Origin of the sequence: Amycolatopsis sp. cg9 (genome assembly GCF_041346945.1) — a bacterium.
Classification (GTDB): domain Bacteria; phylum Actinomycetota; class Actinomycetes; order Mycobacteriales; family Pseudonocardiaceae; genus Amycolatopsis.
In genome coordinates this window covers 6,934,756-6,955,060 of the sequence record NZ_CP166850.1, presented here as the reverse complement: position 1 = coordinate 6,955,060, position 20,305 = coordinate 6,934,756, and the positions used below count along the sequence as shown (strand labels likewise).

The following is a 20,305-nucleotide window of genomic DNA, read 5'->3' as shown; positions in this document are numbered from 1 at the left end:
TTCAGGCGGGAGGCCGTCCGGCCGGTGACCGCGGCCGGCTTGGGGCGGTCGTCCGGGGTCACCCACGGCACGACCGCGTCGCGGCGGCCGAGGCTGATGCACTGGGCGGTGTAGCCGATCTTGTTCGGCGGGATCGCGCGTCCGGTCAGGCGGGCGGCGATGGCGTCGGCGGCCAGCTGGGCCGACGGGACGCCCGAGGCGCACGGCATCCGCAGCGGTGCGCCGCTCGCGCCCGGTGCGAGCGCGGCGTCGCCGACGGCGTGGACGTCGGGGTGGGAGACCGACCGCATGGTCTCGTCGACGACGATCCGCCCCGCCGCGGACACCCGCAGGGTCGTGGCCGCGGCGACGGGGTGGACGGCGAAGCCGGCCGTCCAGACGAGATCGTCGAAGCCCGGCCGGACCTCGAGGTCTCGTTCGCCGTCCGCGGTGATCTCGGCGCCTGACCGGGCGAGAAGGCCCGGCGTCACCTGCGCCGGGCCGTCGACCGGCTCGGCATCGTCGTGCACGAGCACACGGACATCGCGAGTGCCGGCCCGGCCGGCGCGGTCACCGCCGACGGCTGCGCGATCCCCGCCCAGGTGACCGTGCTCGGCGACGCCGGGGACGCCGTCCAGGGCCGCGGTGCTGCCGAGGGCGTAGACGAGCGTGTCGTGGGCGAGCTCGCCGGGACCGCCGGCGTCGGTGACGCTGACGGTCTTGCGCTCGGCGTCCACGGCGGTGACCCGTGCGAGCCGCACCCGCACGCCGGTGCCCGCGAAAACGTCGGTCAGCAGGCGGGGCTTCGGGTCCTGGCCGCTCGCGAGCTGGTGCAGGCGGACGCGCTCGACGAACTCGGGATCGGCGTCGACGAGGGTGATTTCGGTGCCGGCGGGGTGCAGCCGCTTGGCCAGGCGCCGGTGAGCGGCTCCCCCGCCGCGGACCCGGCCCACCGGCCCGTCGCGCGGGCGAGCTCGGCGGGGTTCGCCTGGGCGTGCACGGCCGCGATGCCGTCGGCGGTCACGTCCAGCGCGAACACCCCGGCGACCCGGTCGCCGACCACCATCACCAGCGCGGGCACGCCGTTGGCGACCGCGGCGAACAGGTCGGGGCGGCCGCCGATCATCGCCCACTTGGCCTCGCTGGGCGTGAACAGCGTGCGCAGGAACCGCGCCACCCGCAGCGCACCGGTGATCGGCTGGGGCACCGAGAACACGACGGCGCCACCATCGCCGATGGCGATCGCGTCGGTCAGCAGCCGCACCAGCGAGTCGGTCTTGCCGCTGAGCGCCGCCGCGAGGAACTCCTCGACGACCTTCCGGGCCGCGGCCGCGTCGACCGCCGGCCGGGGCCGGTCGGTGGCCAGGTGCTGCTTGGCACGCCGGTAGAGCTGCTGGCAGTTCGCCTCGGTGAGGTCGAGCACCTCGGCGATCTCGCCGTGGGCGTAGCCGAACGACTCGCGCAGCACGTACACGGCGCGTTCCTTGGCCGCGAGCCGCTCCATCAGCGTGAGCACCGCGATCGAGACCGACTCGCGCTGTTCGGCGGTCTCGGCCGGGCCGAGCATCCGGTCCGTGGCGGAGACCGGCTCGGGGAGCCACTGGTTTCCCGCCGGGCGCGCGCCGACGTGAGCCGGTTCAGGCAGATGTTGGTGAGCACCTTCGTCAGCCACGCCCCGGGCGTCCCGATGAGCTCGCGGCCCGCGGCCTGCCAGCGCAGGAACGTGTCCTGCACCGCGTCTTCGGCATCGGCCGCCGACCCCAGGAGGCGGTACGCGATGGCTTCCAGCCGCGGCCGGGCCGCTTCGAACACCTCGACCTCGTGCGCACCGACCGGCATGGCGCCCATCCCACCACCGTGCGCCGCTCCGGCGCGGAAGCGGTGCCGCGCCTACATTGGACGGCATGACCTCGACCGCCGAGAAGGCCACCCTCCTGCAAGAGCTGCACGCCGCGCCCGAACTGCTGCTCGTCGTCAACGTCTGGGACGCGATCACCGCGAAGGTCGTCGCCGAAACGCCCGGCACCCGGGCCCTCGCGACCCCCAGCCACGGCATCGCCGCCTCGCGCGGCTACCCGGACGGCGAGAAGATCCCGCGGGACGAAATGATCGCCGAGGTCGCCCTGATCGTGCGGACCGCCGGCGACCTGCCCGTCACGGCCGACCTCGAAGCAGGCTACGGGGACCCGGGCGGCACCGTGGCCAAGGCCATCGAGGTGGGCGCGGTCGGCGCCAACCTCGAAGACCGGATGAAGCCGCTCGCCGAAGCCGTGAAGGCCGTCGAAGCCGCCGTCGCGGCCGCGGAGTCGGCCGGCGTCGACTTCGTGCTCAACGCCCGCACCGACGCGTTCCTCAAGACCGACCCGGAGACCGCCCTGACCGAGGCGATCACCCGCGGCCGCGCCTACCTCGAGGCGGGCGCGTCCAACTTCTTCGTGCCCGGCAAGCTGGACGAGGACCAGGTGGCCCGGCTCGTCGGCGAACTCGGCGAGCGCAAGGTCAACCTCATCGGCATCCCCGGCTCGATCCCCCTGGCCCGCGCGCAGGAGCTCGGCGTGTCCCGCGTGTCCTACGGGCCGTGGAGCCAGAACGTCGCGCTGACCGCGCTGGCGAAACTGGCCGAAGACGTCTACGCCGGCGGCGGGCTGCCCGCCGACACCCGCAAGCTCAACTGACCGGGGGGGCCGCCTCGCCCGCCGGGCGGGGCGGCTTTCCCCGGCGCCGGGTAAAGGCCGCTTGAGCATCCCTTGAACCGCTCCGGGGACACTGGACGGCCGCTGTTCGCCTCGGTGTCGTGAACCGGGCAGATCCGTCGGCGAGCATCCGCGCATGGAAATCCCGAGAGTCGGTGTCCCCGACGCACTGGCTGCCCGCCTCACCATGGCCGAGCAGCACGAATACCTCTCCCGCCGGTCCCTGTTCAAGGGTGCGGCCGCCACCGGTGCCCTGCTCGCCGCCGGGCCGCTGCTGCTGCCCGGTACCGCCTACGCCGACGGCGCGCGGGTCGCCCCGGCCGGGCGGCACCTCGCCTTCGGGCGCAACCCCCGCACCGAAATCCGGGTCGCCTGGCAGGTGCCCACCCGCGTCAAGAACCCGTTCCTGCGCGTGGCCGAGCACCACGACCGGCGCGGGATCCAGTGGGGGCACCGGATCCCCGCCGAAACCCGTGCCCTGCACTCGGAGGTCGCCGGGGTCATCGCGCCCTACGACCAGTACTACCTGCACGCCGAGGCGAGCGGGCTGGCTCCGGGCCGCACCTACACCTACGCCGTCGGGCACGACGGGTTCGACCCGGCGAAGGGCGACGGCGGCGCCGCCGCGATCTCGACGTTCACCACCGCCCCCGCGCGCGGCTTCCCGGCCGGCAAGTTCACCTTCACCGCCTTCGGCGACCAGGGCGTCTCCACCACCGCGCTGGCCCAGGACGGCGCCGTCGCGAGGCAGCAGCCGCGCTTCCACCTGCTGGCCGGCGACATCGCCTACGCCGACCCCAGCGGGGCCGGCCTGCCGCCCGGCCCGGTCGCCGACGGCGGTCACGACCTCTTCGACCCGAAGGTCTGGGACGCCTACTACACCCAGATCGAGGGCGTCGCGGCCTCGGTGCCGTGGATGGTCACCACCGGCAACCACGACATGGAGGCGCTGTATTCGCCGGACGGCTACGGCGGCCAGACCCGGCGCTGGGACTTCCCCGGCAGCGGCCCGGCGGACTGCCCGAGCGTGTACTCGTTCATCTACGGCAACGTCGGTGTGATCTCCCTGGACGCCAACGACGTCTCCTACGAGATCCCGGCCAACCTCGGCTACTCGCGCGGTTCGCAGACCGCGTGGCTCAAGCGCCGCCTGCGCTACCTGCGCATGCAGCCGGACGTCGATTTCATCGTCGTGTTCTTCCACCACTGCGCCTACTCGACGACCAACCAGCACGCGTCCGAAGGCGGCGTGCGGGAGGAGTGGGTGCCGCTGTTCGACCAGTACCACGTCGACCTGGTCGTCAACGGGCACAACCACATCTACGAGCGCACCGACGCCCTGCGCGGCGGCCGGATCACGCGGAAGGTGGCCATCGGCGACACCGTCGACCCGGACCGCGACGGCACGGTCTACGCGACCTGCGGCGGGGGCGGCCGGAGCGTGTACAGCTTCCCGGTGCCCGACACCTTCGACGGCGAGTTCACGTCCTACCACTGGGTTCGGGGCGGCGGGAAGGAAACCGAAACGGTCGGCTGGTCGCGCGTGCGCTACACCGGCTACTCGTTCCTGGCCATCGACGTCGAGCCGGCGTGGTCCGGCCGCAAGACGACGCTGACCGTGCGAACCCTGCGCAACGACGGCGCCGAGATCGACCGCTTCACCCTGCGCCGCACGGCGGGCCTGCACACCGGGTTCGGCGGCTCGCCGCGGCCGGCCGCTTCGGGGGTGGGCGCCGACCCCGGCGACGCCTGAGCCGTGACTGCGGAGCCGCGGGCAGGAGAACATCCGCGGCTCCGCAGCGCCGGTCTGCGCACGTCCGTCGGCCAGGGGAACCCGTACCGCCGATCGCCGCGCTCAGTGCAGGACGCCCAGTGCTTCCGGGGTGAAGGGCACCACCTCGTCGTCACGGCCGCCGAGGATCTTCGCCGTCCACGCCGGGTCGGCGAGCAGGGACCGGCCGACGGCGACGACGTCGAACTCGTCGGCCTCCAGCCGGTCCAGGAGCCCGCCGATCCCGGTGCGGCCGGCGCCCCCGCCGGTCAGGCCGGCGGTGAACTCGGTGTCCAGCCCGACCGATCCCACCGCGATGACCGGCTTGCCGCTCAGCTTCTTCGCCCAGCCCGCCAGCGTGAGCTCGGCGCCGTCGAACGCGGGCAGCCAGAAGCGGCGGGTGGAGATGTGGAAGGCGTCCGCGCCGGCGTCGGCGAGCGCGCCCAGGACGATCCCGAAGTCCTCGGGGGTGCCGGCGATGCGGGCGTCGTAGTCGGACGTCTTCCACTGCGACAGCCGGACGACGACCGGGAACCCGGGCGTCACCCGCGCCCGGACGGCCGCGACGGCTTCGGCGGCGAACCGGGTCCTGGCCCGCACGCTGCCGCCGTAGCCGTCGGTGCGGTGGTTGGTGCCCGCCCAGAGGAACTGGTCGATCAGGTAGCCGTGGGCGCCGTGCAGTTCGACGCCGTCGAACCCCGCCCGCTCGGCGGCCCGGCCCGCTTCGCCGAACGCGCGGACCACGTCGTCGATGTCGGCCCGCGTCATGGTCCGCCCCGGGACGGTGCCTTCGAGCGGGCGGCCGGACGGGCCGAGGGCGGGGGCACCGGGGTGCGGCGGGTCCCCGGCCCGCCGGGCCATCCCGACGTGCTGCAGCTGCGCGAAGATCCGCCCGCCTGCCTCGTGCACGGCGGCGGTGACGCGGGCCCACCCGGCGAGCGCTTCGGCACCGTACAGGCGCGCGACCAGGTCGTGCTGCCCGGCGGAGGGGTGGTCGACGTAGCTGCCCTCGGTGATCACCAGCCCGGTCCCGCCGGCGGCCCGCCGGGCGTAGTAGGCGGCCAGGTCGGGCCCCGGCACCCCGCCGGGGGCGTGCCCGCGGGTCATCGGCGCCATCGCGACGCGGTTGGGCAGGGTGACCCCGCCCAGCGTGATCGGCCGGGAAAGTGTTCGCGCGGCACGGTTTTCCATCGTTCGGATCCTCCTCGATCGGCTTGACGACCAGGCTAGAATCTGACGTGGACGTGAGATTCAACGTCTTGTGGGACAGATCACGCCGGGAGGACCGCGTGCGCATCGGGGAGCTGGCCGAGAAGACGGGCGTCAGCGTGCGCGCGCTGCGCTACTACGAGGAAAAAGGGATGCTCGTGCCCGGGCGCACCGCCGGCGGGCACCGCTCCTACCCGGACGCCGGCGTCGGTCAGGTCTGGCTGATCCAGCAGTTCTACGCGGCGGGCCTGTCGAGCACGACGATCCAGGCGATCATGCCGGCCGTCCGCGCCGGCCGGGCGAGCCCGGAGGCGATCGAGCTGCTGGTCACCGAACGCGACCGGATCGACCGCCTGGCCCGAGAACTGGCCGGCGCGCGGGAGAAGCTGGACACGATCATCGCCACCGCGTCCGCCGATTCCTGCTCGCACGACGCCCCCGGCGCACCGCACGGCGCCCGGCCGCCGGCGTGCCGGCCGCCGGGCGCCTGACCCCCCTCACGAGCCCACGACGGCCGTGACCTCGGCCTCGACCAGGATCTCCGGGTCGAACAGGATCTCGACGCCGATCAGCGCCGCGGGCGGGGTCGCCGTGATGCCGAGTTCCGCCATCGCCTGCTCGACGCCCGCCCGGAAGGCGTCGTACCGCTCGCGCCGCCAGCCGGCCGCGTACCAGGTGACGCGCACGACGTCGTCGAACGTGGCGCCCGCCGCGGCCAGCGACCGGGCGACGTTGCGGTACACCTGCACGACCTGCCCCGCGAGGTCGCCGGGCGCGACCAGCGCGCCGTTCTCGTCCCAGGCGACCTGCCCGGCGACGTGGACCTGCGTCCCGCCGGTGGCGACGGCGACGTGGTGGTAGTCGGGGACCGCCACGTGGCCGTCCGGATTGATCAGCGAAACCGGCATTCCCACTCACTCCCTTGAGTTCAATCTTGAAGTGATTTCAGTCTGCCTTGACTTCAAGAGTGAAGTCAAGGCGAGGCGGTACAGTGACCCGATGGCCTCGACCACCAGCCCGGGTCCCAGCGGCACCGCGGACGAGCCGCGCTGGCTCGACGCAGCGGAGAAGGAAGCCTGGACCGGCTTGATCTCCCTGGCACTCCTGATGCCCGGCCGGCTCGAGGCGCCGCTGCAGCACACCGCGGGCCTGACGCTGTTCGAGTACATGACGCTCAGCCAGATCTCCGAGGCCCCGCACCGCCGGATCCGGATGAGCGAACTCGCCTACCTGACGAACGGCTCGCTCTCCCGGCTGTCCAATGTGGTCAAACGCCTGGAGAACCGCGGCTGGGTGACCCGCTCCCCCGACCCGGGCGACGGCCGCTACACCCTGGCCACGCTCACCGACGCGGGCCACGACATCGTCGTCACCACCGCCCCGGTCCACGTCCGCTCGGTCCGCGAACTGGTGCTCGACCCGCTCACCAAGACCGATCGCCAGGCACTCGCCCGCATCGCGGCCAAGCTCCGCACCCGGCCGGCCGACTACGACACCGACCCCGCCTGACTCCCCGGGCCCCCCGACCGACGACGGTCACCCGGGCTCAACGGTCACCACACAAGCACCCGCTCGGGCGCGCGCGAACCGCTCGCGAAACCGACCACCAGGCACATGGCCGCGTCGCAGCCAAACTCCGCACCCGCGCGGCCGACTACGACACCGACCCCGCCTGACATCCCCGCCCAGCCGTGGCCGCACTCAGCAGTGTGAGCGCCGCTTGCGAGGACGAGCCCGGCTCAGCCGTGACCACGACGAGCGTCTGCTCGGCCGCGTGCGCGAGCGCGAGGGTCTGCTGGTGCACCGTCAGGTCGCCGACCAGCGGGTGGCGCATCGCGTACTCGGTCGCGGCGCACGCAAAGACCCGGTGGTCGGCCCACATCGCGGCGAAGCCGGCGCTGCCCGTGACGAGCTCGCCGATCAGGGTGCTCAGGAGGCGGTCGTCGGGGTGCCTGCCCGCGGTCAGGCGCAGGTTGCCGACCACCGCGCGGGCCTTGTCGGTCCACTGTGGATAGAGGTCGCGGGTGTGCGCGTCGAGGAAGACCAGGCGCGCCATGTTCGGGCGGTCGGCGGCGCGGCCGGGTGCCGTGAAGTCGAGGTGGCCGGCGAAGAACGCGTGGCCGAGCCGGTTCCAGGCCAGCACGTCGCTGCGGCGGCCCAGCAGGATCGCCGGCACGTCGCCCAGTCCGGCCAGCAGCTGGGTGGTCGCCGCGTCGACGTGCTCGGCGGGCGGGCGCTTCGCGGCGCGGCGGCGGGGCGGGCGGGCCAGGACGCGCAGGTGTTCGCGCTCGTCCTCGTCCAGCCGCAGCGCGCGGGCGATGCCGTCGATCACCTCGTCCGAGGCGTTCACCGACTGGCCCTGCTCGAGCCGGACGTAGTACGACGCGCTCACCCCGGCGAGACTCGCCACCTCTTCGCGGCGCAGGCCGGGCACCCGGCGCCGCTCGCCGTAGGTGCGCAGGCCGACGTCGTCCGGGTGCAGCCGCGCCCGGCACGCCTGCAGGTATTCGGCCAGCAGTCCCTGATCGACCATGACACCGAGTATGCCGGGGCGCCCGGGCCCGAGCCTGTCCCTGCCGGGGGTAGGAAACCGCCGGGCTGGCCGCCGTGACGCCGCCCGGGACAGCCTGGGCGTGGCCGCCGCCGGCGGCTTTCCGAGCCCCGTCCAGGAGGACCCGCACCATGACCACTCACCCGCTCGACGCCGACCCGGCCTCGTTCGCGTTCACCCGGCGGGCGTGGGTGCCCGCACCGCCGCCGGTCGTCTACGACCTGGTCAGCGACGTCGGCAAGATCGAGCTGTGGAGCCCGACGGCGTCCCGCGTGCGCTACGACGAAGGCGGCGGGCCGGTGCCGGGGGCGTGGTTCGGCGGCCACAACCGCCGCGGCGAACGCGAATGGGACACCCGGTCGCAGGTCCTCACCGCCGACGCGCCCGCCGAGTTCGCGTTCGTCGTCGGCGGTCTCGACGACGGCATCGTGCGCTGGCGCTGGCTCGTGGCGGCCGACGGTCCCGGCTCGATCGTGACCCAGGAGTGGCAGCTGCTGCGCCTGGATCCGGTGCTCGGCTCGACCGCGCGCCAGGTGGCCGCGCTCCGGGACGAGATGGCGTCGAGCGCGGAACGCACTTTGCTCGCCCTCTCCCGGTGGCTCCACGAGCACGCAGCAAGCCTCTGACGCTCAGCGAAAGACCTCCACCACCGGCCGACCCGGGGTGTGCGGCGCCCACCCCGGGTCCCCGGTCCGGGCGAACTCGACCCACGCGCGGTGCACGCGCGCCGCGAGGTCCGCCGGCGCCGGATCCGGGCCCAGCAGCCCGGTGTCCCCGTGCAGCCACGGTTCGTCGGCGACGTCGAAGACGAACGGCAGCTCGACCGTGTGGGCCGCGCCGAGCCGGCCGCCCAGTGCCGTCGAGCGGTGGGCGAACGAGTACACGTGGGTCCGCCCGGGAGCGTGCGCCGCGATCAGCCGGGCCGTGCCGGCGCCGAACAGGGCGTCGCCGAGCAGCGCCGACCGCAGCTCTCCCGGGCTCGCGCCCGGGCGGGCCGCGCGCACCCGGGCGACGGCGGCCTCGGGGTCGTCCCGGCTCGCCGCCGCGACGGCGAGCACGTCGGCGCCGGTCGAGGCGTCGAACTTCCCCTGCGGCACCAGGTAGAGGTTTCCCTCTTCGGTGGTGGTGCCGACGAGCAGGCCGACGTCGCCGCCCCGGCCCAGCGCGTCGGCCGGCTGCACCGGGAGCACCAGGCTGAACGGACTGAGCCCGGCGAGCGGATCCGTGGCGGTGGCGGTCCTCAGGTCCACACCGGACAGTGCGGGGACGACCGCGACCAAGCGGGCGTCGGGGATCCCCGCGAACGCCTCGGCCGTCGGCTCGGTCCCGAGCGCGGTGGCCGCCGCCGCGGTGACGCGCCGTGCCTGCTCCGGGGTGAACGCGCCGGTGCCGCTGCCGCTCTGCACGATCGCCCGCCGGAACAGGCCCTTCGCTTCCGGTTCCGCCAGCAGCGCAGCGGTGAGCGTCGCCCCCGCGGACTGCCCGAACACCGTGACGTTGCCGGGATCGCCGCCGAACGCCCCGACGGCGTCGCGTACCCAGCGCAGCGCGGCGAGGACGTCCAGCAGCCCGCGGTTGTCCGGGGCGCCGTCCAGGACGAGGAACCCGGGGATCCCGAGGCGGTAGTTGAGGGTCACCAGGACGACGCCGTCGCGCGCGAACGCCCGGCCGTCGTAGAGCGCGGCCGCGGTGGAGCCGGTGACGAATCCGCCGCCGTGCACGAAAACCATGACCGGCCGCTGCCCGCCGTCGGCGGCCGGGGTGCGGACGTCCACGGTGAGGTACTCGTCCCCGCGCACCCAGCCGGGGCCGAAGTACGGGCTCAGGTCGAGCCGGCCGAAGTCCCGTGCCGGCTGGGGTGCGGTGGGCGAGGGCCGGGTGCCGTCCCGGACGCCGGTCCAGCCCGGGTGCGCCGCGGGTGCGGCGAAGCGACCCCGGCCGAGGGGCGCGGCCGCGTAGGGAATGGCGCGGTAGCGCTCGCCGAACCGGTCGCGGGTCCCCCGCACCGCACCGGACGGCGGGTGCGCGACCGGGTGCCGGGAGCTCACGCGATCCGCGCGAAGCCGGCCCAGTCCGCGATCGCGAACCGGGAACCCTCGCGCCGGACCTGCACCCCGCCGGGCCCGGGCAGGTGGGCCGGGAACACCAGCGCGCCGGTCTCGGCCGCCGAGCCGAGCAGCTTGTGCCGGGTGGCGCGCGCCTCGGCTTCGTCCTCGCAGAAGCACGAGTTGACCTCGGGCGCCACGATCTGCTGCGGGGTGTGCACGAGATCGCCGACGAACAGCGCCCGGTCGCCGCCGGAGTCCAGGTGCAGCACCGACGATCCCGGCGTGTGGCCGGGCGCGAGCTCGAGCCGCAGGTTGCCGTCGATCCGGTACGAGCCGTCCCACAGCTCGACCAGCCCGGCCTCGTGCACCGGCGCGACGCTGTCCTCGAAGACGTTCTGGTTCCCCCGGCCGAAGACGGACTTGTGCTCGTTGACCGGGTTCCAGAAGTCGAAGTCGCGCCGGGCAGGAGGTAGCGGGCGTTGGGGAACGTCGGCACCCAGGCGCGGTCCTCGAGCCGGGTGTTCCAGCCGACGTGGTCGGTGTGCAGGTGGGTGTTGAGCACCAGGTCGACGTCCTCGGGCCGCACCCCGGCCGCCGCGAGCGTGTCGAGGAAGGGGGTGTCGCGGTGACCCCACAACGCGGCGTAGGGCCGCTCCTTGTGGTTGCCGACGCCGGTGTCGACGAGGATCGTGCGGCCTTCGCTGCGCAGCAGCCAGGTCTGGACCGCCGCGAGGATCTCGCCGGTTTCGGGGTCCCAGAAGTCGGGCGCCAGCCAGTCGCGGTTCTCCTCCCAGGAGGAGCGCGGGCTGGTGGGGAAGAACTCGGCCGGCGTCATTCCGACCGAGCCGGAGAATTCGGTGACGCGGGTGACGGTGACGTCGCCCAGCGTGATCTCTTCGGGAATCGCGTTCACAGTGGACCTCGGGGGTGGTGGCGGACGGCTGACACCCCCAAGGTGCCGGGCGCGGCACCGGCCAGCCAGACCCGGTGTTTCCTACCCTCCGCGGGGTCCGGTTCGCCGGTCGGCGCGGCTCGAGCGGCGGAGCCGAGGCGGACACCTCGTCGAAGCGACCACTGCCGCCGGCCGGCCCCGGCGGCCGCGTACGCCGGGTCGCGCGCTTCCCCCGCGTCCCGCGGTGCCACGCAGTCGGCCCAGCCGACCACCGAGAAGTCGTCGCCGAGGTCGCCGTCGAACGTGGTCACCTGGGTGTCCACGAGGTCGAGCAACGGGGCCGCGTCGGCCATGCCGGACCCGACACCGGGGATCACGACCACGACGTACCGGGCGTTGTCCGGGTTGTTCCGGGAAGCCCGGCAGCACGGCGCGGCCGTCGCTCGTCACGGAACCCGGTATCGCCGATCCGCCCACATCCTGGGCACGGGTGCGGTGCGGTGCCGGCTCGGGATAGCTGTGGGGTACCCGAACCCGAGGGGGTGCGCATGGCCGCCGACGTTCCGGCGCCGCCCGGACCCGACGCCTTCGACTCCGTCCTCGACGCGATCGGCGGGACCCCGCTGATCCGGCTGGCCCGGATCGCACCGCGCGTGTACGTCAAGGCCGAGTTCCTCAACCCGGGCGGGAGCGTCAAGGACCGGGCCGCGCTGGCGATGGTGCTCGACGCGGAGCGCTCGGGCGCGCTGCCGCCCGGCGGCCTGATCGTCGAGGGGACCTCCGGGAACACCGGCATCGGGCTGGCGATCGTCGCGGCCCAGCGCGGCTACCGGCTGACCGTCGTGGTGCCGGACAAGACCAGCTCCGAGAAGACCGCGATCCTGCGCGCCTACGGGGCCGAGGTGGTGGTCACCCCCGGTGCCGTGCCGCAGGAGGACCCCGAGCACGTCCGGCAGGTCGCCCGCCGCGTCGCCGCCGACCGGGGTGGCTGGCTCGCCGACCAGTACGACAACCCGGCCAACCCCGCGGCCCACCGCGCGACGACCGGGCCCGAGATCTGGCGGCAGACACACGGCCGGATCACCCACTTCGTCGCCGGCGTCGGCACCGGCGGGACGGTCAGCGGAGCCGGCGCGTACCTCAAGGAGGTCAGCGGCGGCCGCGTCCGGGTGGTCGGCGCCGACCCCGAGCACTCGGTGTACTCCGGCGGCGACGGCAGTCCGTACCTGGTCGAGAGCATCGGGCACTACCGCCACCCGGACACCGCCGAAGACGTCTGGCCCCGCTCCTACCACCGCGGCGTCGTCGACCACGTCGAAGCGATCGGCGACCGCGAATCCATCCTGACGGCGCGGCGGCTCGCCCGCGAAGAGGGACTGCTGCTCGGCGCCTCGGCCGGAACCGCGGTCGCCGCGGCGCTGCGGCTGGCCGCCCGCTCGGCGCCGGACGCCTTGATCGTCGTCGTGGTACCCGACTCCGGCCGGTCGTACCTGTCGAAGTACTACGACGACGGTTGGCTGCTGCGCCTGGGTTTCCCGGTCGGGCACGCGGCGGGACCCACGGTGGCGGACGTCGTCGGCCCGCTGCCCGCACCACCTCCCGCCGTGCCGGCGACGGCATCGGTCGGCGAGGCACTCGCGGACCGCCACCCGGCCGCGCTGCGGCCGGTCGGGCCCCGGCGGCCCGGTTCGCCGCCGGGCTCGCTGTCGGTCGCTGAGGTGACCGGGACCCTCGACGTCGCCGAGCTCCGCCGGCTGGTCACCGCCGGCACGGCCCGCCCGGCCGACCCGATCACCGCCCACGTCACGGATCCGTTGCCCACCATCGGGATCACCGAAAGCCCGGCGGCCGCCCGCGCCCGCCTCGGCACCCGCGAAGCCGCGTGGATCGTCGTCGACGGGCGGATCGCCGGGTCCCTCCGCAACGGACAGCTCGGCTGAAAGGACGTCCCGATGGGCCTTGTCAAGGCACGACCCGGACCGCGCGCTCAGCCCCGACCGAGAAGGTAGGACCGCCCATGCCCGAAATCCCGCTGTCCGTCCTGGACCTCGTCCCGATCAGTTCCGGTTCCGACGCCGCCGAAGCCGTGCGCAACACCGTCGATCTCGCCCGGCGGGCCGAGGAGTTCGGCTACCACCGGTACTGGTTCGCCGAACACCACCTGAACGCCGGTGTCGCCGGCGCGTCGCCGCCGGTGCTGATCGCGCTCGTCGCCGGTGCGACGCGGACGATCCGGCTCGGGTCCGCGGGTGTGCAGCTCGCCCACCGCACGCCGCTGGCCGTGGTGGAGGAGTTCGGGCTCATCGAGGCGCTGCACCCCGGGCGGCTCGACCTCGGGCTCGGGCGCAGCGGCAAGCAGCTCGTCCGCGAATACGCCGCCGCGGCGGCGCACCCCACCGCGCCCACGCAGGCCGCCAACGGGCTTCTCATCCCGCCGAAACCCGATTTCAGCGGCCTGGCCCGGTCGGCGCGGCTCGGCGTGACCTTCGCGCTGCTGCAGCAACCCGGCGCCGAATCGCCCGACTACGGCGAGCAGGTCGACGACATCCTCGCGCTGCTCGGTGGCACCTACCGGGCCGCCGACGGGGAGGCGGCGCACGCCGTGCCCGGGGAAGGCGCGCGGCCGCAGGTCTGGATCCTCGGCAGCAGCGGCGGGCAGAGCGCGGCCGTGGCCGGGCGCAATTCCCTGCGGTTCGCCGCCAACTACCACGTCAGCCCGTCGGGCGTGCTCGAAGCCGTGGCCGCCTACCGGCAGGCGTTCCGGCCTTCGGCCGCGCTCCCCCGGCCGTACGTCGCGGTGTCGGCCGACGTCGTCGTCGCCGAGGACGACGCCACCGCGCGAGAACTGGCGAGCGGCTACGGCCCCTGGGTCCGCAGCATCCGCAAGGCCGAGGGCGCGATCCCCTTCCCCACCCCCGCGGAAGCCGCCGCGCACGAGTGGACCGACGAGGACCGCGCCCTCGTCGCCGACCGCGTCGGCACCCAGTTCGCCGGCTCCCCCGCCACCGTCGCCGCGCGCCTGCGGCAGTTGCAGGAGGCCACCGGCGCCGACGAGATCGTCGTCACGACCATCACCCACGCCCACGCCGACCGCGTCCGGTCCTACGAACTGCTCGGCGGGCACTGGAACCGCTGAGCCGGCGGCGTCACCGCAGCCGGATGCGGTAGCGCCACGTGGTGCCGGCGTCTTCGCGCACGCCGCCGAAGCGCTCGATCGTCTTCGCCGACGCGAGGTTGCCGGCCGCGCAGACGAGCACCACGTGGTCCATGCCGAGGCTGCGCGCTTCGGGCAGCATCCGGCCCAGCGCCCACGCGGCCAGCCCGCGTCCGCGCGCGGAGGGCCGGATGCCGTAGCCGAGGTGCCCGGCCCGCCGGACCGACTCGTGGGTCCCGTGCCGCAGGGCGATCCCGCCGAGCACTTCGCCGCCCTCGACGATCCAGCGGTACGTGCAGCCGGCGTCCGCGCCGAGCCGGGTGATCCACGCCGAAAACCCTTCCGGCGAAAGGACTTCGTCGGACGCCAGGAGCCCGAAGCCGTCTTCGTGCCGACCCGGTCCCCACTCCGCGTGCGCGGCGAGCCAGGCGGCGTGCAGCCGGGTGGCGGGAGTGGCCAGCCGCGGCGCGGTGTCAGTCACCGAACGCGGCCCGGTGGGCGGCCGCGCACGGCTGCGGGAGGCCGGCCGGGACCACGACGCTGCCCGTGATCGTCGTCCGTGGCGCGAGCGGGATCGCGCGCACGCGGGTCGAGCCGATCTCCGCCACCTGGCCGGCCGGCAGCACCGTCCAGGCGCGCGGATCCGAGCCGACCTCGACGATCGTGTCCTGGACCGACCCGGCCGGCCGGTCCGGCCGCACCGGGACACCCGCCTCCCGCAGCACCGCGGCCACGGACGGGTCGTGGATCAGCGACTTGCCTCCGGCCAGTTCGGCCACGCTCACGACCTCGCGACCGGCGGCCGGGTGCCGCGCGGACACGACCGCGAACAGCGGTTCCGTCCAGGCCGGCAGCACCCGCACCCCCGGTGCCGCGGCCACGCCCCTGGCCAGCGCGACGTCGATTTCCCCGTGCCGCAGGGCGTTCAGCCGCGCGGCCGGCGGGAGGTCGACGAGCACGACGTCGAAGGCCGGCGACTGTTCGCGCAGCTCGTCGATCCCGCGCTCCAGCCGGGCGGTGACCCCGGACGCCGTGCCGATGCGCATGACACCCGCGGGACCGGCCGCGGCGCTGCGGACCCGGTCGGCGGCCGCGAGCGCTTCGCGGGCCGCGGCGAGCACCCGGTGCCCGGCCGCGGTCAGCCGGACCCGGCGGGGGGACCGGTCGAACAGCCGCTCCCCCAGCTCGCGTTCCAGCCGCGCGATCTGCCTGCTGACCGCGGGCTGGGCGATGTGCAGCCGGTCCGCTGCGCGGCCGAAGTGCAGCTCGTCGGCGACCGTGACGAAGTACCGCAAGGCCCGAAGTTCCACCGGTCCTCCCCTGGGCTGGGACGATGCCCCCAGGTTATCGCTGCGCGTCGGTCCTGGCGCTGGTTCGCCGCGGGCCGCCGTGCTGGAGTCGGCCCCATGAACCTCGATCTCGGCTTGCTCGGCGCGCACCTGCGCGAGCACGAAGTCACCCCGGAAGGCGCCGCGGACGTCGAGCGGGCCGGCTACGGCACGCTCTGGCTGGACGCCTCCCCGCCCGCCGGCCTCGCGTTCGCCGAAGAGCTGCTCGACGCGACCACGCGGCTGGTCGTCGGCACGAGCGTGGTGAACGCGTGGACCGCCGACGCGGCGACCGTCGCCGCGTCCTACCACCGGATCGTCGCGCGGCACCCCGGCCGGTTCCTGCTCGGCGTCGGGATCGGGCACCGCGAAGTCCACCGCGAATACGCGTCGCCGTACGACACCTTGGTGTCCTATGTGGACTCGCTCGTCCGCGCCGGGGTGCCTGCCGGGCGGATCGTGGTGGCCGCGCTCGGGCCGAAGATGCTGCGGCTGGCCCGCGACCGCACCGCCGGCACCGTGCCGTGCCTGGTCACCCCGGACCACACCCGCCGGGCGCGCTCGATCCTCGGCCCGGGCAAGCTGGTGCTGCCGGGCCACTTCGCACTGGTCGAGCCGGATCCCGGCCGGGCGCGGGCGATCGCGCGGTCGGCCCCGCCGGGAACCGCGCTCGGCGTCGCCAACTACCGGAACAACCTCCGGCGGCTGGGCTTCACCGAGGACGACCTCGCCGGCGCCGGCAGCGATCGCCTGATCGACGCGCTCGTCGCGCACGGCGATCCGGCGACCGTCGCCGCACGGCTGCTGGCCCACCGGGAGGCGGGCGCGGACCACGTCGGCGTCTACCCACTCGGCGACGACCCGATCGCCACGCTCCGCGCGGTCGCCGCGGCGGTGTTCCCACATCCCGGACCGGTTGACCTTCACACCGGTGTGAAGGTCATGTGATCGGCCCATGGTGTTTCGCATCGGACTGGCCCTGGACGGCGTGGGGTGGCACCCGGCGGCGTGGCTGCTGTCGCCGGTGACCGAGCCGGCCGCGCTCTTCGGCGCCCGGTACTGGGCCGGGTGGGGCCGGGCGAGCGCGGCCGGCGGCATCGGGTTCGTCACGCTCGAAGACGGCCTGACCGCGCAGACCGAGCAGTTCGGCGCCGCCCCCGGCGATCCGGGGAGCCGGGTCCGCGGCCGGCTGGACCCGGTGGTCGCCGCCGCGGTCCTGCTGTCGGCCTCCGACGTCGGCGAAGTCGTGGTCACCCGGAACGTCACGCACGCCAACCCGTTCCACACCGCCACCCAGCTGGCGTCCCTGGCCGCGATCGGGCCCGGCCGGGTGGTGTGGCGCCCCCAGGTGTCCGCGAACGCGCGGGACGCCACGGCCGTGGGCGGCACGCCGACGCCCGAGCTGCGGCCGGACGACAGCTACGTCCCGACGCGGATCGCGCACCGGCTGCGGGACCTGTTCCGCGACGCCGAGGACCACGTCCGCACCGTGCGCGACCTCTGGACGACGTTCCCGGCCGACGCGCTGGGCGCCGGCGAGGAGTTCTGGCTCCCCGGCCGGGTCGGCCCGCTCCCCGGCCGGGGAACCGCCGTGGGGCCGTTGAACGTCCCGGTGCTCGCCGTGCCGCCGGTCGCGACCCTCGCCCACCACGCCCTCGAGCCCTACCGGCTCGCCGCCGCGGTCGCCGACCGCGTGTTCCTCACCCCGACGCCCGAGCACCCCCGTCCCCGCGCTGCTGACCGCGTTCCGGGAGATCGAAAAGCTGACCCCGGACGCCACGGTGACCGCGGCGTACGCCGACATCGCGGTCGTCCTCGGCGACACCGACGAGCACGCCCGGCGCCGCCTCGCCCGGCTCGGCCAGGCCGCCGGTTCGGCGTGGACGACCGACACGGCGATCTTCACCGGCACCGCGACCGGGCTCGCCGCGATCCTCACCGGCTGGCGGGACGGCACGGGCTGGCCGGTGCCCGCCTGCGCCCGGCGGTGCTGCCCGAGGACGCCGAGCGGATCATCCGGGACGTGGTGCCGCGGGTCGCCGAAACCGGCCCACCTGGCGGGAATCTCCCTTCGTAGGGCCGGAAAGCGCGCCGCCCGCGAACCCGGCGCTCAGGGTTCCCGGGGTGCCGTGATCTCGTCCGCGTTCGCGCGGATCCAGTCCAGCAGCGGAGCCAGCGCCGCCGCCGCGCCGCGGCCGAGTTCCGTGACCGAGTACGTCACCGGGGGCGGCTGCCCGGTGCCGATCTCGCGGTGCACCAACCCGTGCTGCCGCAACGACTTCAGCGTCGCCGCCAGGCTCTTGTCGCTGATCCCCGCCACCACCGCGCGCAGCTCGTGGTAGCGGCGCGGGCTCGCCAGCAACGCCGTCAGCACGAGGATCGCCCACCGGCCGGCGAGGTGGCCGAGCACCTCCCGCGCCGGGCAGTCCTTGTGGAACACGTCACCCACCACGCCTCCCGCGCGTCTCCGGCCTGCGCGCTCAACCGCGGGTGAGCAGCTCACGCGGTGGTGAGCGCCTTCCGCGGCAGCCGAGCTTTCCCTAGGTTAGTGCCCTGCTCACGACCACCTGGAGGACCCTTGCCGACCACACTCGTCACCGGCGCCGCCCGCGGCATCGGCGCGGCCGTCGCCCGCCGCCTTGGCCGGGACGGACACCACGTGATCGTCAACTACCGCACGGACTCGGCGGGCGCCGCCGGGGTCGTCCGCGACATCGAAGCCGCCGGCGGCACGGCGTCGAGCGCCCGGGCCGACGTCACCGACCCGGACGCCGTCGACGCGCTGGTCGCCGGGATCGGCCGGATCGACGCGGTCGTCGTCAACGCCAACACCGCGCCGCCCCCGTTCGCCGCGCTGGCCGAGCTGTCCTGGACCGCTTTCGCGGCCAAGGTCACCGGCGAGCTGGCCGGCGCGTTCCACGTCACCAAGCGCGTCCTGGAACCGATGCGGGCCCAGGGCGACGGCCGGATCGTCTACCTCGGCAGCACGGCCGCGGACTACGTCGGCGAGGGACGGCTCGCGCACGGCACCGCGAAATCGGCCTTGGCCACCTTCGCCCGCCACGTCGCCGCCGAATGCGCGCGCGACGGCGTCAGCGTGCTCGTCGTAGCGCCCGGCGCGGTCCGGACCCCGGCGACCGCCGGCGTGCTGGCCGGCGACCGCGGTGCCCGCCTCGCCCGGGAGTCCGTGCTGGGCCGCGTGCTCGAACCGGACGACGTCGCCGCCGCCGTCGCGCTGGCGGTCGACCCCGCGCTGCGCCCGGCGACCGGCACGACCCTGCGCGTCGACGCCGGCTGGTCGGTGCTGGTCGGCGGCCCGGCGAGCTGACCGGCCGGACGGCTACGCTCGGGATCTCCGGTGGAGGGGGGGACGATGAGCCGGCCCGGCCTGATCCTGCTCGGCGGCCTGCCCGGCACGGGCAAGTCGACCGTGGCCGTCCCGGTGGCGCGCGCGCTCGGGGCGGCGTACCTGCGGATCGACCGGATCGAGCAGGCGCTGGTGGACTCCGGGGAACTCCCGGAAAACCCGATGGCGGCCGGTTACCTGGTCGGGTACGCGCTGGCCCGCGACCAGCTCGACGTCGGTGTCAGCGTGGTCGCCGAATGCGTGAACCCGCTGAAGCTCACCCGCGACGCCTGGAAGTCGGTGGGCGACCGGCACGGCCGGTGGACCCTGGAAGCCGAACTCGTCTGCTCGCTCCCGGCCGAGCACCGCGCCCGCGTGGAGCACCGGACCGTCGACGTCGAAGGCCTCCGGCTGCCGACCTGGCAGCAGGTGCTCGACCGCGAATACGAGGCGTGGGACCGCGACCACCTGGTCATCGACACGGCGGTGACGAGCGTGGCGGAGAGCGTCGACCTCGTCCTGCGGCACGCGAACGCGCTGGCGCACCCGGACGCGTAGCCGCACCGGCGCGTCAGGTTCCGGCGAACGCGCTGTCGACGGCGTCGGCGAAGGCGGCCATCGACGGGTACGCGGCGCGGTAGTCCCAGTCACCGCTCGGCTCGGGCGTCGCGCCCCAGCCCGGCCGGTCGTGACGGCGGTCGATCCACACCGACGGCAGGCCCTCGCGCTTCGCCGGCACGTGGTCGTGGAACAGGCTTTGCGCCACGTGCAGCAGTTCTCCGCGCGCCACCCCCAGCGACGGCAACGTCTCCTCCAGCGCGCGGAAGTGGTTCGCGGCGGGCTTGTAGGCGCCGACGTCCTCGGCCGTGATGATCGCGTCGAACCGGCCGCGCAGCAGCTCGTTGCTGCCCGCGAACCCGGCGCGGTGCACGTTGGACAGGATGATCAGCCGGTAGCGCTCGGCCAGCCGGGCGAGCGCGCCGGCCGAGTCCGGGAACGCGGGCCAGCGGGGCACGGACCCACCCAGGCGGCCGGCCCACTCGTCGCTCACGGCGAGCCCGAGCCCGGCACCGGTGCGCCGGAACGCTTCCGCGAGAACCTCCGGGTAAAGCGTGGCCGGCGCTTCCCGCTCGACGGCGGCCTCGTGCCCGGCGTAGGCGACCAGCAGGTCTTCGTCGGCCAAGCCGAGCCCCTGCTCTTCGGCCCACGGCGACAGGACGGCCGCGATCCCGGCCTCCCAGTCGATCAAGGTGCCGTAGCAGTCGAAGCTGAGGGCCTTGAACTTCGTCAGGTCGAAAGCGGTCATCACCCCACTGTATGACAGTATGACAATG

General features: G+C 74.6%; 22 protein-coding genes and 2 pseudogenes. 11 read left to right on the top strand and 13 right to left on the bottom strand.

Annotation, left to right across the window (positions count from 1 at the left end; translation table 11 throughout):
- Positions 1-638: 638 nt before the first annotated feature.
- The 3 genes and pseudogenes from AB5J73_RS32400 to AB5J73_RS32390 all read right to left on the bottom strand — a co-directional run.
- Positions 639-860, bottom strand: a pseudogene (locus AB5J73_RS32400) (oxidoreductase); the annotation flags it as partial.
- Positions 770-1,546: a sigma factor-like helix-turn-helix DNA-binding protein gene (locus AB5J73_RS32395; RefSeq protein WP_370962507.1), complete on the bottom strand. Its 777-nt coding sequence runs from the start codon at positions 1,544-1,546 to the stop codon at positions 770-772. The pseudogene AB5J73_RS32400 and the gene AB5J73_RS32395, both read right to left, overlap by 91 nt.
- Complete coding sequence (locus tag AB5J73_RS32390; RefSeq protein ID WP_370962506.1) at positions 1,483-1,827, bottom strand: sigma factor; 345 nt, start codon at positions 1,825-1,827, stop codon at positions 1,483-1,485. The genes AB5J73_RS32395 and AB5J73_RS32390 overlap by 64 nt, the downstream gene beginning before the upstream one ends.
- A 56-nt stretch (positions 1,828-1,883) precedes the next feature.
- On the opposite strand from AB5J73_RS32390, the gene AB5J73_RS32385 reads away from it, so the two are divergent.
- A complete protein-coding gene (locus tag AB5J73_RS32385) occupies positions 1,884-2,654 on the top strand; it encodes an isocitrate lyase/phosphoenolpyruvate mutase family protein (RefSeq protein WP_370962504.1) in 771 nt (256 codons plus the stop codon).
- A gap of 154 nt (positions 2,655-2,808) precedes the next feature.
- The gene (locus AB5J73_RS32380; RefSeq protein ID WP_370962503.1) at positions 2,809-4,425 is read left to right on the top strand and encodes a purple acid phosphatase family protein; all 1,617 of its coding nucleotides are present in this window, start codon (positions 2,809-2,811) and stop codon (positions 4,423-4,425) included.
- Positions 4,426-4,527: 102 nt separating this feature from the next.
- Here the strand turns inward: AB5J73_RS32380 and AB5J73_RS32375 are convergent, their stop codons facing one another.
- Entirely contained in the window at positions 4,528-5,634 is a 1,107-nt protein-coding gene (locus tag AB5J73_RS32375; RefSeq protein ID WP_370962501.1) for a 12-oxophytodienoate reductase, read from the bottom strand.
- Between the two features lie 98 nt (positions 5,635-5,732).
- On the opposite strand from AB5J73_RS32375, the gene AB5J73_RS32370 reads away from it, so the two are divergent.
- Positions 5,733-6,143, top strand: a complete 411-nt coding sequence (locus AB5J73_RS32370) for a MerR family transcriptional regulator (protein ID WP_370962500.1) — start codon at positions 5,733-5,735, stop codon at positions 6,141-6,143.
- Between the two features lie 6 nt (positions 6,144-6,149).
- Here AB5J73_RS32370 and AB5J73_RS32365 read toward each other — a convergent pair whose 3' ends face one another.
- Positions 6,150-6,560, bottom strand: a complete 411-nt coding sequence (locus AB5J73_RS32365) for a RidA family protein (RefSeq protein ID WP_370962499.1) — start codon at positions 6,558-6,560, stop codon at positions 6,150-6,152.
- A gap of 91 nt (positions 6,561-6,651) precedes the next feature.
- Between AB5J73_RS32365 and AB5J73_RS32360 the strand changes: the two genes are divergently transcribed.
- Positions 6,652-7,161 (top strand): MarR family winged helix-turn-helix transcriptional regulator, encoded by a 510-nt coding sequence (locus AB5J73_RS32360; protein ID WP_370962498.1) that lies wholly within the window; start codon positions 6,652-6,654, stop codon positions 7,159-7,161.
- Between the two features lie 145 nt (positions 7,162-7,306).
- Here AB5J73_RS32360 and AB5J73_RS32355 read toward each other — a convergent pair whose 3' ends face one another.
- A complete protein-coding gene (locus AB5J73_RS32355; RefSeq protein WP_370962497.1) occupies positions 7,307-8,185 on the bottom strand; it encodes a helix-turn-helix domain-containing protein in 879 nt (292 codons plus the stop codon).
- Between the two features lie 149 nt (positions 8,186-8,334).
- Here AB5J73_RS32355 and AB5J73_RS32350 point away from each other — a divergent pair, with 149 nt between their 5' ends.
- Entirely contained in the window at positions 8,335-8,829 is a 495-nt protein-coding gene (locus AB5J73_RS32350; protein ID WP_370962496.1) for an SRPBCC family protein, read from the top strand.
- A gap of 3 nt (positions 8,830-8,832) precedes the next feature.
- Here AB5J73_RS32350 and AB5J73_RS32345 read toward each other — a convergent pair whose 3' ends face one another.
- The 3 genes and pseudogenes from AB5J73_RS32345 to AB5J73_RS32335 form a co-directional block, all read right to left on the bottom strand.
- A complete protein-coding gene (locus AB5J73_RS32345) occupies positions 8,833-10,251 on the bottom strand; it encodes a carboxylesterase/lipase family protein (protein WP_370962495.1) in 1,419 nt (472 codons plus the stop codon).
- A pseudogene (locus tag AB5J73_RS32340) lies at positions 10,248-11,155 on the bottom strand (MBL fold metallo-hydrolase). Before AB5J73_RS32340 ends, AB5J73_RS32345 begins: the two are co-directional and overlap by 4 nt.
- A gap of 5 nt (positions 11,156-11,160) precedes the next feature.
- Positions 11,161-11,520, bottom strand: coding sequence for a hypothetical protein (locus AB5J73_RS32335; protein WP_370962494.1), 360 nt, complete (start codon positions 11,518-11,520; stop codon positions 11,161-11,163).
- A gap of 171 nt (positions 11,521-11,691) precedes the next feature.
- Between AB5J73_RS32335 and AB5J73_RS32330 the strand changes: the two genes are divergently transcribed.
- Together AB5J73_RS32330 and AB5J73_RS32325 are read left to right on the top strand one after the other, a co-directional pair.
- Positions 11,692-13,083: a pyridoxal-phosphate dependent enzyme gene (locus AB5J73_RS32330; RefSeq protein WP_370962493.1), complete on the top strand. Its 1,392-nt coding sequence runs from the start codon at positions 11,692-11,694 to the stop codon at positions 13,081-13,083.
- A 77-nt stretch (positions 13,084-13,160) separates the two neighbouring features.
- A complete protein-coding gene (locus AB5J73_RS32325) occupies positions 13,161-14,279 on the top strand; it encodes an LLM class flavin-dependent oxidoreductase (protein ID WP_370962492.1) in 1,119 nt (372 codons plus the stop codon).
- A gap of 10 nt (positions 14,280-14,289) precedes the next feature.
- On the opposite strand, the gene AB5J73_RS32320 is transcribed toward AB5J73_RS32325, so the two are convergent.
- Complete coding sequence (locus AB5J73_RS32320; protein ID WP_370962491.1) at positions 14,290-14,778, bottom strand: GNAT family N-acetyltransferase; 489 nt, start codon at positions 14,776-14,778, stop codon at positions 14,290-14,292.
- Complete coding sequence (locus AB5J73_RS32315; protein WP_370962490.1) at positions 14,771-15,607, bottom strand: LysR family transcriptional regulator; 837 nt, start codon at positions 15,605-15,607, stop codon at positions 14,771-14,773. The genes AB5J73_RS32320 and AB5J73_RS32315 overlap by 8 nt, the downstream gene beginning before the upstream one ends.
- 96 nt (positions 15,608-15,703) lie before the next feature.
- Here AB5J73_RS32315 and AB5J73_RS32310 point away from each other — a divergent pair, with 96 nt between their 5' ends.
- Positions 15,704-16,573: a TIGR03620 family F420-dependent LLM class oxidoreductase gene (locus AB5J73_RS32310; RefSeq protein WP_370962488.1), complete on the top strand. Its 870-nt coding sequence runs from the start codon at positions 15,704-15,706 to the stop codon at positions 16,571-16,573.
- 7 nt (positions 16,574-16,580) lie between these two features.
- The gene (locus tag AB5J73_RS32305) at positions 16,581-17,702 is read left to right on the top strand and encodes a hypothetical protein (protein WP_370962487.1); all 1,122 of its coding nucleotides are present in this window, start codon (positions 16,581-16,583) and stop codon (positions 17,700-17,702) included.
- A 33-nt stretch (positions 17,703-17,735) separates the two neighbouring features.
- Here AB5J73_RS32305 and AB5J73_RS32300 read toward each other — a convergent pair whose 3' ends face one another.
- Positions 17,736-18,074, bottom strand: a complete 339-nt coding sequence (locus AB5J73_RS32300; RefSeq protein ID WP_370962486.1) for a winged helix-turn-helix transcriptional regulator — start codon at positions 18,072-18,074, stop codon at positions 17,736-17,738.
- A 129-nt stretch (positions 18,075-18,203) separates the two neighbouring features.
- On the opposite strand from AB5J73_RS32300, the gene AB5J73_RS32295 reads away from it, so the two are divergent.
- Complete coding sequence (locus tag AB5J73_RS32295) at positions 18,204-18,953, top strand: SDR family oxidoreductase (RefSeq protein WP_370962485.1); 750 nt, start codon at positions 18,204-18,206, stop codon at positions 18,951-18,953.
- Between the two features lie 45 nt (positions 18,954-18,998).
- Positions 18,999-19,529, top strand: a complete 531-nt coding sequence (locus AB5J73_RS32290; protein WP_370962484.1) for an adenylyl-sulfate kinase — start codon at positions 18,999-19,001, stop codon at positions 19,527-19,529.
- Positions 19,530-19,542: 13 nt separating this feature from the next.
- Here AB5J73_RS32290 and AB5J73_RS32285 read toward each other — a convergent pair whose 3' ends face one another.
- Complete coding sequence (locus AB5J73_RS32285) at positions 19,543-20,277, bottom strand: HAD-IA family hydrolase (protein WP_370962483.1); 735 nt, start codon at positions 20,275-20,277, stop codon at positions 19,543-19,545.
- Positions 20,278-20,305 lie beyond the last annotated feature (28 nt).